General features: G+C 66.8%; 15 protein-coding genes. 7 read left to right on the top strand and 8 right to left on the bottom strand.

Annotation, left to right across the window (positions count from 1 at the left end; translation table 11 throughout):
- Positions 1-14: 14 nt before the first annotated feature.
- Entirely contained in the window at positions 15-710 is a 696-nt protein-coding gene (locus tag ACIPQB_RS23435; RefSeq protein ID WP_446487657.1) for a hypothetical protein, read from the bottom strand.
- A 144-nt stretch (positions 711-854) separates the two neighbouring features.
- Here ACIPQB_RS23435 and ACIPQB_RS23430 point away from each other — a divergent pair, with 144 nt between their 5' ends.
- Positions 855-1,331: a hypothetical protein gene (locus tag ACIPQB_RS23430; protein WP_446487656.1), complete on the top strand. Its 477-nt coding sequence runs from the start codon at positions 855-857 to the stop codon at positions 1,329-1,331.
- On the top strand, positions 1,331-2,671 hold the full coding sequence (locus tag ACIPQB_RS23425; protein ID WP_446487655.1) for a GAF domain-containing protein: 1,341 nt from the start codon (positions 1,331-1,333) through the stop codon (positions 2,669-2,671). Before ACIPQB_RS23430 ends, ACIPQB_RS23425 begins: the two co-directional genes overlap by 1 nt.
- Positions 2,672-2,676: 5 nt before the next feature.
- Here ACIPQB_RS23425 and ACIPQB_RS23420 read toward each other — a convergent pair whose 3' ends face one another.
- The gene (locus ACIPQB_RS23420; protein ID WP_446487654.1) at positions 2,677-3,405 is read right to left on the bottom strand and encodes a hypothetical protein; all 729 of its coding nucleotides are present in this window, start codon (positions 3,403-3,405) and stop codon (positions 2,677-2,679) included.
- 700 nt (positions 3,406-4,105) lie between these two features.
- On the opposite strand from ACIPQB_RS23420, the gene ACIPQB_RS23415 reads away from it, so the two are divergent.
- Positions 4,106-4,798 (top strand): SMI1/KNR4 family protein, encoded by a 693-nt coding sequence (locus tag ACIPQB_RS23415; protein ID WP_446487653.1) that lies wholly within the window; start codon positions 4,106-4,108, stop codon positions 4,796-4,798.
- Positions 4,799-5,018: 220 nt separating this feature from the next.
- Here the strand turns inward: ACIPQB_RS23415 and prfH are convergent, their stop codons facing one another.
- From prfH to ACIPQB_RS23395, 4 genes are read right to left on the bottom strand one after another with little or no spacing between them, the layout of a single operon-like run.
- Positions 5,019-5,630 carry a peptide chain release factor H gene (gene prfH, locus ACIPQB_RS23410; RefSeq protein ID WP_446487652.1) on the bottom strand — a complete coding sequence of 204 codons (612 nt, stop codon included), beginning with the start codon at positions 5,628-5,630 and terminating at the stop codon, positions 5,019-5,021.
- Between the two features lie 11 nt (positions 5,631-5,641).
- A complete protein-coding gene (locus ACIPQB_RS23405) occupies positions 5,642-6,754 on the bottom strand; it encodes an RNA ligase RtcB family protein (protein ID WP_446487651.1) in 1,113 nt (370 codons plus the stop codon).
- Positions 6,751-7,239 carry a hypothetical protein gene (locus tag ACIPQB_RS23400; protein WP_057185006.1) on the bottom strand — a complete coding sequence of 163 codons (489 nt, stop codon included), beginning with the start codon at positions 7,237-7,239 and terminating at the stop codon, positions 6,751-6,753. Before ACIPQB_RS23400 ends, ACIPQB_RS23405 begins: the two co-directional genes overlap by 4 nt.
- Entirely contained in the window at positions 7,229-7,369 is a 141-nt protein-coding gene (locus ACIPQB_RS23395; RefSeq protein WP_446487650.1) for a hypothetical protein, read from the bottom strand. The genes ACIPQB_RS23400 and ACIPQB_RS23395 overlap by 11 nt, the downstream gene beginning before the upstream one ends.
- Before the next feature lie 1,151 nt (positions 7,370-8,520).
- On the opposite strand from ACIPQB_RS23395, the gene ACIPQB_RS23390 reads away from it, so the two are divergent.
- Genes ACIPQB_RS23390 through ACIPQB_RS23375 form a run of 4 tightly spaced genes read left to right on the top strand, consistent with a single transcriptional unit; the run spans position 8,521 to position 14,073 of the window.
- A complete protein-coding gene (locus ACIPQB_RS23390) occupies positions 8,521-9,837 on the top strand; it encodes a TROVE domain-containing protein (protein ID WP_446487649.1) in 1,317 nt (438 codons plus the stop codon).
- Position 9,838: 1 nt separating this feature from the next.
- A complete protein-coding gene (locus ACIPQB_RS23385; protein WP_446487648.1) occupies positions 9,839-10,084 on the top strand; it encodes a hypothetical protein in 246 nt (81 codons plus the stop codon).
- A gap of 36 nt (positions 10,085-10,120) precedes the next feature.
- Positions 10,121-11,512, top strand: coding sequence for a 3' terminal RNA ribose 2'-O-methyltransferase Hen1 (locus ACIPQB_RS23380; RefSeq protein ID WP_446487647.1), 1,392 nt, complete (start codon positions 10,121-10,123; stop codon positions 11,510-11,512).
- The gene (locus ACIPQB_RS23375) at positions 11,509-14,073 is read left to right on the top strand and encodes a polynucleotide kinase-phosphatase (RefSeq protein ID WP_446487646.1); all 2,565 of its coding nucleotides are present in this window, start codon (positions 11,509-11,511) and stop codon (positions 14,071-14,073) included. Before ACIPQB_RS23380 ends, ACIPQB_RS23375 begins: the two co-directional genes overlap by 4 nt.
- A 172-nt stretch (positions 14,074-14,245) precedes the next feature.
- Here the strand turns inward: ACIPQB_RS23375 and ACIPQB_RS23370 are convergent, their stop codons facing one another.
- Positions 14,246-14,635 carry a copper-binding protein gene (locus tag ACIPQB_RS23370; protein WP_310079215.1) on the bottom strand — a complete coding sequence of 130 codons (390 nt, stop codon included), beginning with the start codon at positions 14,633-14,635 and terminating at the stop codon, positions 14,246-14,248.
- On the bottom strand, positions 14,635-15,920 hold a 1,286-nt coding region (locus ACIPQB_RS23365), incomplete at its 5' end, for an efflux RND transporter permease subunit (protein WP_446487645.1). The genes ACIPQB_RS23365 and ACIPQB_RS23370, both read right to left, overlap by 1 nt.

Here is a 15,920-nt window from a genome sequence, read left to right as displayed (position 1 = left end):
AAGGCGACGGCCGGTCAGGCGGCGAGGCCGAGCCGTTCGAGGACGTCGAAGTCCGCGGTCGAAAGGGTGGGACGCGCCGCGCGCTCGATGACCGCCGCGAAGGCCTCGGCCGGTGCGTTGGCCTTCAGGCCGCCAAGCAGACTCGCCCGTTCGGCCGGAGCCATGGCCGGGATCATCATCCGCATGAAGGCGATGACCTCGTCCGGGGCCAAGGCGGCGATGATGTCCATCTCGATTTGAGCGAGTTCGGCGTCGTCAAAAAGCGCGCAGAGCTGTGGCCAGACCACAGTCTCTTCCTCCGCCATATGCTCGAAATCTTCGGCAACCAGCGCGACGAAGCTGATGTAGAGCGCGCGGCCGCGCGCCGCGCGCTCGGGGATCGAAGCCCCTTCGAACTTCGCCATGCTCCGCTCCAGTTCGGCGAACCGTCGCCGATGATGGCCATGCTGTGCCTCCAGAGCCACGGCGGCGCCAGGGGCGCGCCGTTCGAGGGCCGGATGGATGTGCCGGTCTTCGTGCGCCAGGTGCTTGGCGCCGAGCGCCAAGTGAGTCCTGAGGTCGGCCATCAGGGCGGATTGGTCGTGCGTGAAGTCGGCTTGACCCAAGCGGATCAACATCTGGCTGTGGGCCAGGCGCAGGCCCTTGTGAATCGGACCATAGAGATCCCAGCGCTTGGCGCCGGCGACGGTAAGGAAGGCGGTGTTTGACATGTACGTCCCCGTATTTGGACCACCCGGGCGTTTGGGGCGGTGATGTGGGACGCTGTCTAGGGGCCGGCCGCCGCCGGCTCATCCTAAATGGTTGCTAAGCCGCAGGGTTGTTTCCTAAAAGAATCCTAGCAACGGGGGCGTGGCGTGGGCGTGATTGATGACGAGCTGCAGGCGTTCATCACCTCGCCGGTGATGATCATGGTGGGTGTTCGCGCCGCCGAGGGCGGGGCGGCGATCGCCCGGGCGGTCGCCGCTCGAACGATCGATGACGGCGTCGATGTGGACATCTTGATCTCCCGGCGCCAGTGGCCCGAAGCGATCGGCGGTCTGGCGGTTGGGGCCTCGGTGACCGCGACCTTCTGCCGGGCCCAGGATTATCGGACCTATCAACTCAAGGGGATAGTGCGGCAGATCGTCGAGGCCGATGCGGTCGACCGGAGCCGCGCCGACGACTACATGAACGACATCGTCGATATCCTGCAGCGTCTGGGCGTGCATCCTGTCCAGATCGCTCGGTTCCTCAACCTTGAGGATCTGATGCGCTTGCGCTTCCGGCCCTCGGCTGCCTTCAACCAGACCCCTGGTCCGGGGGCCGGCGCCGCGCTGGCCGCCGCCTCATGATGATCGCGCTGGGTACCATTCGCGACTGTTTCGAGGGCGTGATCCCGTCGGTGATCGCCACCCTCGACGCGCAGGGCATGCCCAATGTCAGCTACCTGTCTCAAGTGCACTACGTGGATGACGACCACGTCGCCCTGTCGAACCAGTTCTTCACCAAGACGGCCGCCAACATCCGCGTCAACGGCAGGGCCACGGTGTTGACGGTGAGCGGGCGCACCGGGGAGCAATACCTTCTGGAACTGACCTTCGAAGGATCCACGAACGAAGGCGAGGTGTTCGAGCAGATGGCGGCCCAGCTGCGTGCGATCAGCACTCAGCATGGCGCAGACACCGTGATGAAACTGCGTAGCGCCGATCTCTATCGCGTTCTCGATTGTCGCGCGGTGGCCTGTCCGGCCGCAGCGGCGCCGCCGACCGCCAGAGCGCCGGGCGGCGCGCGCTTGGCCGCAGCGGCGCGCTTGGCCTCGGCCGTGGCCGCTCAGAACGACCCTGAAGCGATGATCGACGGAATACTCGACGGGCTGGCGCGCGATCTGGGATTCGCCCATTCGATGATCCTGACTCCTGACGCTGGGGGCGAACGCCTCTCGACCCTGGCCAGCCGGGGCTACGCCAGCGGCGGAGCGGGTTCGCAAGTGACGTTGGGCGAGGGGGTGATCGGCGCCGCGGCGGCGAGACTGCGGCCGGTGCGGCTGAGCGACATGAGCCGAGGCGATCGCCTGGCGGAGGCGGCCAAATCCAGCGCCGAACTGGACGCCGCGCGCATCATCCCCCTGCCGGGCCTCTCCGACCCGCAGAGCCAATTGGCCACGCCCATGGTCAGCCATGGCCGACTCCGCGGGGTGATCTTTGTGGAATCCGACCAGAAGTTCGCCTTCACCCACCAGGATGAGGAAGCTCTGGCCCTGCTGGGCGCGCAATTGGCCGCAAGCCTGCGCTTGGCCGAGTTGGAGGCTCAGGCGGCGCGAGCCGCGCCCCCGGTCCCGGTCCCACCCACCGGAACCGGCGCCGCACCGTTCCGGGTGCGCTATTTTACGGTGGACGACAGCCTGTTCATCGACGACGCCTATGTGATCAAGGGCGTGCCGGGACGATTGTTGTTCTATTTCCTGCGGGCGTTCGAGACCGGCGGCCGGACGGAGTTCACCAATCGCGAGATCCGTCTCGACGCCAGCCTCCGCCTGCCCGACCTCAAGGACAACCTCGAGACCCGACTGATCCTGTTGCGGCGTCGACTCGACGAGCGAGGGGCGCCGATCCGCCTGGTCCGACCGGAGCGAGGACGGATCCGGCTGGAGATGCAGGGCGCGCCGCAGCTCGAGGTGGTGGCGGTCGACTGATCGCCTCAGAACACCTCGATCCATTCATCCAGGGTGCTGTACTCCCGCTTGCCAAAGCAGAACAGGCCGAGGCGATCGGCGCTCTGCTTGCCCCTGGTCAGGACGTAGCGGACCTGTTTGCAGGGAAAAGGCCCGATCGGCGCCTCGCTCTCGACGCGGAACAGGCCCGAGGTGGTCGCGCCTCGCCAGTTGAAGCTTTCGCCGACGTGCATGGCGCCCACCTTCTGTTCGAAGGCCCCGTCCTGTCGCGTCCAGCCCGCAACCAGATGGCGGACCGAGGTGTCGTATTGGTAGCCGCCTTCGCAGGCGTCGCACGGCGATTTTCCAAACTGCTCAAGGGCTTTTTTGCGCGCGGACATGGTCTCGGAGAAGCGCAGGTCCTGCGGTCGGTGAATCTCCCGCGACGAATAGTTGACGGGCGCCGGTTCGGCGAAGCCGGCGGCGGTGGGCTCGTCGGCGATCGCATCGGGCGCGTCGAACGTGGTCGCCGCGGCGGGACCTGGGGTCTCTTCCGCCTTCGGAGAGGGCGGCCGGACCGCCGCGGCCGCGGTCCGAACGGCCCTGAACACCGACAGAGCGTTTTGGACGTCCCCAGCGGGCAGGCCGGAATTCGAGCCGGCGGCCTTGGTCGCCTCTCGCTTGATTGCGCCCAGCAGGCCGCTATTGCCGGCCAGGGCAGGGTGGACGGCGGCGAGGGCCAGAACGGCCGCCGCCGCGAAGGAGGTGGGTCGCATTGCAGTTTCCTTGGCGACGAACGCCGCCGGGTTTCGGGGCGACGAGGTCTATCTCAGGGTGGGCGCTGGAGTTCCTAAATGGCTCCTAAGCGATCCTAAATGTTTCCTAAGAGAACCCGCGTTCCGTCGGATATTGGCCAAAGCTGACGCTGGCGCCCAGGCGTCGTCGACTTGTATCGTTCTTGTCCATTGAAGCGCCGCGGTTCGAAAAGTGGCCGGACCGCTGAACTATCGCCGGGTTCGCTGGAGCTTTCGTGCTGAGCCTGCCGCCTGCCTGATCATGGTGTCGTTCAAGTCATTCACCGAGGCGACGGGGCGTGAAGCCTTGGTCTGGGCGAGCCCGGGTCGTTAGAGCGATGGGCCGGTTCGGCACTGCAGGCGAAGGACCGCTCTTCGGGCAGGCGGCGATGTCGGTGATCTGACGCAAAGCCGTGGCGCTCCCGCCCGGAGGGCACCGATCCAAAGGTCGTGTTCCTGGAGCGATGCCAATGTCCGCATCTGGCGCGCCCCCGTCGCTGAAGCGGACGTGCTCCACCGCCCAGAGGGGTTTCGAGACGTGCCATGATGTCCTCGTTGCCCTGAGATCGGACGCGGCCTAGCTTGGGCCATGGAACCCCAACAGGTCATCCTCGTAGCTCCGAGCAGGTTGTGGCGGTCGCGTGACTTTGGCCATGAGCCGCCGATCCCCGGGCCATTTAGCGTGCGGCTTGATCCCGCGATCAGCCACGTCTGGGCCGGCGTGATCCACGAACCTGGCCACGAGTTTGATGGTCAATCCGTCTATCTTTCGCAGCGACAAAAGGAATGGAGCGGAGAGATCAATGTCGAGGTCGCGCCGGCTGCTCAGCACGGCTATTTCTCCGGATACGGCCATATACATTCCCGGCCGACGAAGCCATTCATTGACGGTAAGCCCCTCAGACCCAGTCCCGTAAAACCGCGAGCGCCCCACGAGAGGCTGATCGCTCTCTGGGCAGGGCCGGAGTATGCCTACAACCGGGTTGTCACGCACGGAACGGCTGAGGTCGCTTCGCTGGCGGCGCACTATGGTGTTCGCCTGCCCGATGATTTCCGCGACTACCTCATTCACGCCTGTTCAACCTTCGATGATGGCGGGGACATGGATGGGTTTGGGAACGCGTGGTGGGGGCTCGAACGCATTCGGTCGTTGATCGAGGAATGCGGCGAAGCGGAGCCAAGCTTGGCGCTGGCGCCCATGAAAGCGCTGCTTTTCGCCGACACGCTCATATGGTGCACGGCATGGGGCATCTGCTGTGGAGAGGGGCCGGACTTCGGCCGCATCTTCTTGGTGTCTGATCGAAATCGGTTCGTAGCAGACAGCTTCACCGAGTTCGTTACTCGTTACCTGGAGGACGATAAGGCGCTGTACTGATACCTTGGCCGACAGCAGCTCAAGGGTCCTCCCAGGGTCGCGTGCCGCCATTGGCATCTGGCCAGGATCGAGACATCGGCAAGGCGTCCGGGCAGCGGACTTTCCGAACTTCGCTTCGGGGTGGTGAGCGGCCGAAGGCGTCGGGCCCAGGATCGGAAGCTGCTCCGATTGGAAGGAGGGCTGGACGAAATTCGCAGGATTCCGCCCAGCCCGTTTGGGTTCAGGTCGCCGATTTCGGCGTGAAGCGGACCCCCTTGTATGTTCTGACAGGATTGCCGCGCTCAAGTTGCTGGTTGAGGCTCCATTGCGATCGGCGGGCCTTGTCGCGTGACGCGCCCCGCTGTTCTTCGATCATCATGGCGAGTTTCAACCGCGCCAACTTGCGGTTGGCGTGCTGCGAGCGCTGCTCTTGCGCGGTGGCGACCAGACCGGTCGGGCGGTGGGTGGCGCGCACGGCGCTATCGGTTTTGTTGACATGCTGGCCGCCCGGACCGCTGGCGCGCAGGGTCTGGTAGTCGATGTCCTCGGCCTTCAAGTCAGGGACAAGGTCGGGCTCCGGCGCAAGGGCGACGCCCACGAACCAGTTTCTGCGGTTATGGCCAGGCCGAAACGGACTGTCGCCGATCCACAGGACCGTGCCGATCCGCCCTGCGACGAATTCCGGCGCCTGGTCGCCGCCGACACGCATCAGCAGCGATGAGGGGTAATCCTCACCGCTCTCCAGGATCTCGCAGACGACGCCATAGGCTTCCGCTTCGCGGGCGTAGGCGGCCGCTAGTTGAGCGACAACCCACCGACATTCCTGCGGTCCCTGTCCGGACGTCAGGTGCAAGATTATCTCACTCATGACGCCGCCCTTGTCTTGTAGCTGAGCAGGGGGCGCAGCCGCGCGATGACGCGCACCAGGCCAGCGTGCTCAAGGTCCGCCACGACCCGCTGAATGTCCTTGTAGGCCTGGGGCGCTTCCTCATAGATCAACCGGCGATCCTCGCAGACGACATGGCTGCCGAGCGCCGTCCGTTGAAGATCGGCGATGCGGAAACGCGCGGACAGCCTTGCGTGCGCGTCCGAGCGGCTCCACTTGCGCCCAGCGCCGTGGGCGAGCGAGCTAAGGGCCCGGTCAGCGCCGTCGGCGATCGGTTCGACCAAGTAGCTGAAATCGCCGCGCGATCCCGGGATGGCGACCAGCCCGCGATCGGCCGGGGCTGCGCCCTTGCGGTGCAGCCATCCGCCAAGGTGGGGCGTCACGCAGTTGTGGCAGATGTCGAGCACAGGCCGTCCCTCGGCGCCGATGGCGTCGCGGAAGCGTTGCGCGATGATCCGCCGGTTCAGCACGGCCCAGGCCTGAGCCTGATCATGCTCGGCAAGATAGGCTTGCCCCGCAGGGCTGGCCGCGAGCATCCCGGCGCTGACGGGCTCTGTCTTGTGCGCCTGAAGAACAGCCTGTCCCAATCCCCGCGATCCGCTGTGAACCATCATCCACACACGATCCGCCTGCAGGCCCAGTGTTTCGAAACGTTCGCCGTCGACGACCTCTTCGATCCGCTGGAATTCCACGAAGTGGTTGCCGCCGCCGATCGTGCCCAGCGCCGGGCCGGCCAAATGCGATGGCAGACCAAAACCCGCCACGGCGGCCAGGGTGTCGCCCGACCAGGGCTCGTCGAGGCCGTGGAGCTTGCGCTCCACGGACCCCAGTCTGAACTTGCGCAAGGGGCTGCTCAGTTCCCACAGGCCCATGCCGCAACCGATGTCGCCGCCCACGAGATGTGGCCAGATCCGATCCGGCGACCAGAATGCGGCGCCCACCGCGATCCCGGCGCCGACATGCAGGTCGGGCAAGCCAACGACGCGCTCGATCCCCTCATATCGGGTCGACGCCTCGAGTTGGTCGATGGCGGCCGGATCCAGGCGGGAGGGGTCCGCCGAGACCAGCGTGATTTTAGGAGAAAGGTTCACAGCGCACCGCCTTTCCCGCCGCAATTGGCTGCGGGCAGGCATTGGGCGAGGCCTCTGATGTCCTTGAGGATCCCATCACGCGGATCGACGAAGAACGCCCGTCGGCGACGCCATCGGTCCTCGCGCCCGAGCACCTCGCCCTCGAACATCCACTCGCCGCGCCGACCGACCGAGATGCGCGTGAGGACATAGTCCTCGATGTGCTCGCGCACATGCATCTTGATCGTGCTGCCGGTGTCGAGGGTGGCGCAGATCTCGCTGAACACGCTGTCCCACGGCCGCCCTCTCCGGCTTCGCAAAAATCGCACGAGAGGTGCGAGGTTTTCGTTGAGTGATTTTGAATAGGGCGCCGCGATGTACGCGTGACGTTTCAGGCCAATGTATTGGATATTCGGATCAGGTGTCCTTTTCAGTTTCGGTGATGGCGCATGACCAGCGCCCCATCGTGGTCGCTCGACGACGACTTTGAACATGTCAGCGCGCATGATCGCCCTCCCGAGAAACGGAAGCCGACGACGCCTGGTTGAACAGCGGATATTTGATGATACGGCGAGGTGTTTTCACCCGGCCGAAAGGGGTCAGGCGAGTGACATCGCCCGACAGCGAATTGCCCATGCAATCTGTTCCTGAAGAGTCTGGATTATGAGGAGATTTTCTTGACGGGCTGAAGTCGCTCGCATGATGTTCTCCTTTCCAGTTTCAGAAACACGCCGGGCTTGGCTGTGACGCTCACTATTGCATTCTAAGGTCAAATTCAAGAGACCGGCTTCGTCGGGGTGAGGGCGACCGATCTATTTGCGCTTTGGGTCGGACCTCGCCGCCGCTGAAGGTCCGGAATCTGGAGACGCATCAAGGTCCGTTCCTGGCGCAAATGGGCACCCTCGACTTGTTGCATTCTGCAACGTGGCGGCGTATTGGAGCTCGACGGCGGTGGCGCAGGAAGCGGTTTCTTCGGACTCAACGGTCGCGGGTTCGAATCCCGCCAGTGGACGAGAGTTCGCTGTAGCTCAGGTGGATAGAGCTTTGAGCATGTCCGCTTCCGAACATTCCCCGCCGTCGCTTTTCTTGTTGCGCAGCGCAACGACCGTCGCTATACGACCGCTCCCGGCGCTTCGGCGTCGGGGCCGATGGTGGCGCAGGGAGCGGGTTCATCGCTCATAACGAGGTGGTCGGGGGTTCGAATCCTCCCGTGTGGCGCAAGTCGCATGTAGCTCAGTCTGGTAGAGCACCTTCCGCTTCCGATTTTCCCCATCGGGTTTCCAAAGGCCGCCAGTGGCGCAGCATTTCGGGTTCTTCGGGTGACGGTATGCAGGCGAAAGCCAGGCGCCGTTGTCTCCGCGAGGAGGCAGTCCGGAATGCGATTTTTCCCTGGTGGGTCGTCGGCGGCGGCGACAGGTATCGGGTCCTTCGTCTCCAGCACAAAGGGCGGCCGGAGCGCAAGCTCAACTGGGTCTGGACGCTGACACGTCCGGCGGAAGCGCCCTCCCGATCCGCTCATTCCCCGCCGACAATTTTTTCAGTCCAGCTTGTTGCATTGCGCAACAAGCTGGACTAGAGAACCCCGGTCTTCGACACGCGATGCGCTGACGGCGCCCGCGAGCCGGAGATCCGATTTGGCGATGACGAGATCCTGACTTCGATGATGAAGCCATACCGCCCAGAGGGTTTGAAACCCTAAGCCCCGACGCCGCCTGGCGATCGGGGATCTGGACGTCTCGTCCCGCTCCGATCGGCCCCGCAACACGACGTCAGGAAGGAGGCGCGCCATGCGCTTCAACATCTTCGCCAAGCGCCCCGACGTCACCTTCGAGGGCGCCCCGGCCATCAAGCTCAACGCGGAGCAGTCGCTGCGCCGTTCCGTGCTCTCGTGCCTCCTCTGGGAGGACGAGTTCTACGAGGACGGCCTGGCGATCGCCGACCGCATCGCCGCCCTGGCCGCCGAGGTCGCACCGCAGGTCGTCGCCGACCTGGCGATCGAGGCGCGCGAGCGCTTCAACCTGCGTCACGCGCCGCTGATGCTGCTGTGCGCCCTGGCGCGCACCGGCTCGGGCACGCCGCTGGTCTCGGAGACCATCGCGCGGGTCATCCAGCGGGCCGACGAGCTGAGCGAGTTCCTGAGCCTCTACTGGCGCCACGGCCGCAAGCCGCTCAGCAAGCAGATGAAGAAGGGTCTCGCGACCGCCTTCGGCAAGTTCGACGCCTACCAGCTGGCCAAGTACGACCGCGATGGGCCGGTGAAGCTGCGCGACGTCCTGTTCCTGGTTCACGCCAAGCCCGGGGACGAAGCCCAGGCCGCCCTGTGGAAGCAGGTGGCCGAGCGGTCCCTGCCGTCGCCGGACACCTGGGAGGTCGCCCTCTCGGGCGGTGCCGACAAGAAGGTCAGCTTCGAGCGCCTGCTGGCCGAGCGCAAGCTCGGCTACCTCGCCCTGCTCCGGAACCTCCGGAACATGGATCAGGCCGGCGTCGATGAAGCCCTGGTCAAGGACGCCATCCTGGCGCGGCGCGGCGCGGAACGGGTTCTGCCCTTCCGCTACGTGGCGGCGGCTCGGGCGGCGCCCCGGTTCGAACCCTGGCTCGATCAGGCCCTGGCCGAGACGGTGCTGGAAGGCCCCGTGTTCGAAGGGCGGACGATCATCCTGGTGGACGTGTCCCCCTCGATGGCCGTGCGACTGTCGGCGAGGTCGGACCTGACCCGGATGGACGCGGCCGCCACTCTGGCCTCGATCGTGCCGGGCGACGTGCGGGTTTTCTCCTTCTCCAATAAGGTGGTGGAGGTTCCGGCCCGTCGGGGCATGGCAGGGGTGGACGCGGTGATCCGGTCGCAGCCCAGCAACGGCACGTTGCTGGGTAAGGCGGTGACCCACGTCAACACCCTGGCCCATGACCGGCTGATCGTCGTCACCGACGAGCAGTCGCAGGACGCGGTCCCGGATCCGAAGGCGGCCAAGGCCTACATGGTCAATGTCGCCAGCGCCCGGAACGGCGTCGGCTATGAAGGCCGCTGGACTCACATCGACGGCTTCTCCGAGGCGGTCCTGGGCTTTATGCGTGAGCACGAACGGCTCATGAGCGAGGCCCGATAGGATGACCCCGGAGGTCCTTCGGCAGGCGGCGATCACCCTCTTCGGAGAACGGGGCTGGATGTCCCGGCTCTCCGAGGCCCTGGGTGTGGACCGGTCATCGGTGTCTCGCTGGTTCGCGGGATTGCCGGTGCCCGGTCCGGTCGCCGCCGCCGTCGAGGCCTGGCTGGTGATCTACAAACTGACCGGTCGTCGTCCGGGCGAGTTCGACGAACTTAGCCCGGCCGACGATCTTTCCGGCGACGCCTGACGGTCCGCCCCCGCGTGCTCTTCGCGAAAGCTTTCCATGTACCTGTCCATCGCGACCACACATCAGCCGGCGACCGACCTGGGCTTTTTGTTGCATAAGCACCCCGGTCGCGCCCACGAGACCGAGCTTCCGTTCGGCAAGGCGCACGTCTTCTATCCGGAAGTGTCCGAGGCGCGCTGCGAGGCGGCGCTGCTGCTGGATATCGACCCGGTGGCGTTGGTGCGCGGCAAGGGCCGCGCCGACGGCCTGCTCGATCAGTACGTCAACGACCGCCCCTATGCCGCATCGTCCTTCCTGTCGGTCGCCATGGCACGGGCTCTGCGTACCGCCATGGCCGGAACCTCGCGCGAGCGGCCGGAACTGGCCGAGCAAGCGATCCCGCTGGAAGTCCTCGTCACGCCGCTGCCGGCTCGCGGCGGCGGAGCCGAGCTCGTTCGGACGCTGTTCGAGCCCCTGGGCTGGACCGTGGGCATCGATCCCGTCCCCGGCGTCGACTCCGACACGTCTCGTTACGTCACGCTTCGACTTACCGGGACCGCGCGGCTGCGCGACCTGCTCAACCACCTCTATGTGCTGATCCCGGTGCTGGACGACGACAAGCACTACTGGGTCGGAGAAGACGAGATCACCAAGCTGATGAAGCGTGGCGAAGGCTGGCTGGAGGGCCATCCCTCTCGCGACCTGATCGTCCAACGCTACCTAATCCACCGCCGAGCCCTGGCGCGCGATGCACTGGAGCGTCTGGCGCCCGAGACTCGCGACGAGGCTGTCGAGCCCGCCGCTCGCAAACCCGCGCCCGAAGATGCGCTGGAGGCGCCGCTACGCCTGAACGACGAGCGGATGGTCTCAGTGGTCGACGCCCTGCGCGCCAGCGGCGCCAAGGCGATCGCCGACCTGGGCTGCGGCGAGGGTAAGCTGCTCGCTCGGCTGCTCAAGGAGCGCTGGGTCGAGCGGCTGATCGGCGTCGACGCCGCAGCCCGCGATCTGGAATGGGCGGCCAAGCGGCTGAAACTGCATATGGTCGGCGGACCGCCCGAAGGTCGCGTCACCCTGCTGCACGGCTCGGTCACCTATCGTGACCGGCGCTGGGAAGAGGTGGACGCCGCCGCCTTGGTGGAGGTGATCGAGCACCTAGACTTGGATCGCCTGCCCGCCCTGGAGAAGGTGGTGTTCGGCGCCGCGCGCCCGGCCACGGTAGTCGTGACCACGCCGAACGTCGAATACAACGCGCTGTTCCCCAACCTCGCGACCGGCGCGTTTCGCCACCCTGATCACCGCTTCGAGTGGACGCGCGAGCAGTTCCGCGCCTGGGCGGCGGCGATTGAATCCGCCTGGGGCTACACCGCCGTGTTCGACGGCATCGGCAAGACGGACGAGGCGCTGGGCGCCCCGACCCAGATGGCGATCTTCACCCGAGACCAAGCATGACCACCCTCGAAATTCCCGACTTCGCTCTGGTCGTGCTGATCGGCGCCTCGGGCTCCGGCAAGTCGACCTTCGCCGCCAAGCATTTCGCGCCGACGGAGGTGATCTCGTCGGACTATTGCCGCGCCCTGGTATCCGATGACGAGACCGACCAGTCGGTCAGCGCCGACGCCTTCGATCTGGTCAAGGCGATCGCTGAGAAGCGGCTGAAGCACCGCAAGCTTACGGTGATCGACGCCACCAATGTCCGCATGCCCGATCGCAGGGCCTGGGTGGAGCTGGCGCGCCGCTGGCACGCCCTGCCGATCGCCGTGGTCGTCGATCCGGGCATCGATGTCTGCGTCGAGCGCAACCGCGCGCGGCCCGACCGCCCGTTCGGCGCCAACGTCGTCCAGCGCATGGTCTCGGAGATCCGTAAGGGCCAGGGCGGCCTGCAGCGCGAGGGCTTCCGCCACGTCTGGAAGCTAACCAGCGCGGACCAGATCGACGCCGCCACCGTCGAGCGCAAGCCGCTATGGACCGACAAGCGCGACGACCACGGGCCGTTCGACATCATCGGCGACGTGCACGGCTGCGCGACCGAGCTAGAAGAGCTGCTGACCGTCCTGGGCTACCAAGTGGCCTGGGGCGAGGTCCTGGGTGAACGGTCGGCGACGATCACCCCGCCGGGAGGCCGCAAGGCTATCTTCCTCGGCGACTTGGTCGATCGCGGCCCCAACTCGCCTGACGCGCTGCGGATCGCCATGAGCATGGTGGCGGCCGGCACGGGCTACTGCGTGCAAGGCAACCACGAGCGCAAGCTGGGTCGCTGGCTGGGGGGTCGCAAGGTCACGATCGCTCATGGCCTGCAGCAGACCATCGACCAGCTGGACGGCGTGGATCGCGGCTTCAAGGCGGCCCTGCCCGCCTTTCTCGACGATCTGCGCAGCCACCTCTGGCTGGACGGCGGCCGTCTTGCCGTCGCCCATGCCGGACTGAAGGCGGAGATGATCGGCCGGGGCTCCGGCGCGGTGCGCGAGTTCGCCCTCTATGGCGAAACGACCGGCGAGATCGACGAGTTCGGCCTGCCCGTGCGCGCTGACTGGGCCGCGTCCTATCGTGGCGAGACGGCGGTGATCTATGGCCACACGCCCATGCCCGAGGCGCAGTGGGTCAACAACACGCTATGCATCGACACCGGTTGCGTGTTCGGCGGCAAGCTGACGGCCCTGCGTTGGCCCGAAAAGACCTTGGTCGAAGTACCCGCCCAACAGGTGTGGTGCGAGCCCGTGCGACCGCTGGCCCCGGCCGATGGCGGTCGCTCCAACCAAGCCCTGGCCGACGATCTGCTCGACATGGAGGATGTCAGCGGTCGTCGCTGGATCGACACCGAATTCCGGGGTCGCGTTGTGGTGGCCGAGGAGAACGCTTCGGCCGCGATCGAAGTCATGAGCCGCTTTGCCCTAGCTCCCAAGTGGCTGGCCTATCTGCCGCCGACTATGTCGCCCAGCGAGACCAGCGCTCAGGTCGGCTGGCTGGAGCGGCCTGAAGAGGCGTTCGCTCACTATCGCGAGCGCGGCGTCGCCAGCGTGGTCTGCCAGGAAAAGCACATGGGCTCGCGGGCGGTGATCGCCCTGTGCCGCGACCCTGCCGCCGCACAGGCGCGGTTCGACGCTTCCGCCGGCGAGACCGGCGCGATCTGGACCCGCACGGGCCGCGCGTTCTTCAACGACCCCGCCACGACCGAAGGCCTGCTGGCCCGACTGCGCGGCGCGGTCGATGCGGCGGGTCTGTGGGATGAGCTGTCCACCGACTGGCTGTTGCTGGACGCCGAGATCATGCCGTGGTCGGCCAAGGCCGGCGCGCTGATCGACGCCCAGTACGCGCCGGTCGCGGCCTCGGCCAAGGCTGGCCTCTCGGCAGCGTCCGACGCCCTGGCGCGGGCGGCGGCCCAAGGCGCGCCGGTCGGAGACCTGCTGGCCCGCTTCCAGGATCGCGGCGCCCGGGCCGACCTCTACGCCCACGCCTGGGAGCCCTATGTCTGGCCGGTGTCGGGCGTCGACGACCTCAAGGTCGCGCCGTTCCACCTGCTGGCCAGCGAGGGCAGGGTCTGGTTTAACCGCGATCACGTCTGGCACATGGGCTTGGCCGACCGGCTCGGCGCGACGGGCGACGCGGTGATCGCGCCGACACGCTGGCGCGAGGTTCATCTCGCCGACGAGGCCGCCTGCGCCGACGCGGCCCTGTGGTGGGAAACCCTCACGGCCGGCGGCGGCGAGGGCATGGTCGTCAAGCCGCGCGACTTTGTGGTGCGTGGCAAGAAGGGCCTGATCCAGCCTGCCCTGAAGGTGCGCGGCCGCGAGTATCTGCGGATTATCTACGGACCGGAATATGACGCGCCCGAGCACCTCGAACGCCTGCGCGAGCGCGGTCTGGCCGGTAAGCGCAATCTGGCTCTGCGTGAGTTCGCCCTCGGCCACGAAGGCCTCAAGCGCTTCGTCGCCCGCGAACCGCTGCGCCGGGTGCATGAGTGCGTCTTCGCCGTCCTAGCGTTGGAGAGCGAACCGATCGATCCCAGGCTTTAAATCCAGGCCGACCTGTAGTGGTAGTGTTGCAGATTGGACGTCCGCTTTCCGGCACGAGGTCAATGTCTGCTGATGGCGCGGCCTCGCCACGACAGCCCATCGGGAGATGAACTGTCGTTCTCGGGGCATTGTCGCAGTTGTAGCGGCGGATCGAGCGCCTCGCCGCGCCGCCCTATTGCTTGGCGATCGCCGTGACCTCGCCCGATCCGTCATGAAGCTTCAGGTCGAAGGCCACCTTGTCGCCGACCGCCACGCCGTCCAGGAGGGCCGGCGCGGCCTTGAAGCCCATGGTCATGGCCGGCCAGCCGGCCTCGGGGATGGCGTCGTGGTCCAGGGTGATCGTGCCGGCGGTCTTGTCGATCGCCGTCACGACGCCGACGCCCTTGGCCATCTTGTCGGCGGGCGCCATGTCCATGCCGGCCATGTCGCCGCCGGCCGTCGGGGCGGGCGCGGCGGCTGGGGCGGGCGCGGCCGGCGCGGCGGGCGCCTCGGTCTTGCGGCCGCAGGCGGCCAGGCTTGTCGTCGCCAGCAGGGCGGCGAGGGTCAGGGACAGGGTCTTCATCAGCTAATCTCCTTGGCCTGAGGGGAAGTGGAAAGGGAGACTCGGGTCCGTCGGCGGCGCAGCAGCAGGTAGCCGGCCGGGACGACGAACATCGACAGCAGAGGGGCGGTGAGCATTCCGCCGATCATCGGGGCGGCGATGCGGCTCATCACTTCGGAGCCGGCGCCATGGCCCCAGAGGATGGGGGCCAGGCCCGCCAGGATCACCGCCACGGTCATGGCCTTGGGCCGCACACGCAGCAGGGCGCCTTCGCGCACCGCCGCCACGATCTGGACGGATGTCGGGTCCGGCCCCAGGGCCTCCATGGCGTGCTTGAGGTAGATCAGCATCACCACCCCGAACTCGGCCGAGACCCCGGCCAGGGCGATGAAGCCGACCCCGGTGGCCACCGACTGGTGGAAGCCAGCTAGATAGAGCGTCCAGATGCCGCCGGTCAGCGCGAAGGGCAGGGTGGCCATGATCAGGCCCGCCTCGTCGAAGCGGCGGAAGATCACATAGAGCAGGACGAAGATGATCGTCAGGGTGGCCGGCACCACGACCTTCAGGCGGTCGGCGGCCCGCTGCAGATATTCGAACTGCCCCGAATAGGAGAGGCTGACGCCGGGCGAGAGCTTCACGCGCTGATCGACGGCTTGGCGCAGGTCTCCGACCACGGAGGCCAGGTCGCGTCCCCGGACATCGACATAGACCCAGGTCGTGGGACGGCCGTTCTCGCTCTTGAGCATCGGCGGCCCGTCGGCGATGCGCACGTCGGCGACCGTGCCCAGGGTGATCTGGGCGCCGCCCGGCGTCAGCATCGGCAGGGCCCGCAGGCCTTCGAGGCTGCCCCGCAGTTCGCGCGGATAGCGGACGCTGATCGGGTAGCGGGCCAGGCCCTCGACCGTCTGGCCGATGGTCTCGCCGCCGATCGCGCCGGAGACGATCGACTGGACGTCGTCGATGTTGAGCCCGAACCGGGCGGCCGCGGCCCGGTCGATGGTCACGTCGACATAGCGCCCGCCGGTCAGCCGTTCGGCCAGGGCCGAGCTGACGCCCGGCACGTTCTTGGCCACGGCCTCGACCTCGCGGGCGACGCTGTCCAGTTCGGCCAGGTTGGCGCCGGAGATCTTGACCCCGATCGGGCTCTTGATGCCGGTGGCCAGCATGTCGATGCGGTTACGGATCGGCGGCACCCAGACATTGGTCAGGCCCGGGACCTTCACCCGCTCGTCCAGTTCGGCGACCAGCTTGTCGGGCGTCATGCCCGGCCGCCACTGATCGCGCGGCTTGAAGCGGATGGTGGTCT

The organism is Caulobacter sp. LARHSG274, assembly GCF_052871235.1.
This window is presented reverse-complemented; position numbering and strand designations above follow the sequence as displayed.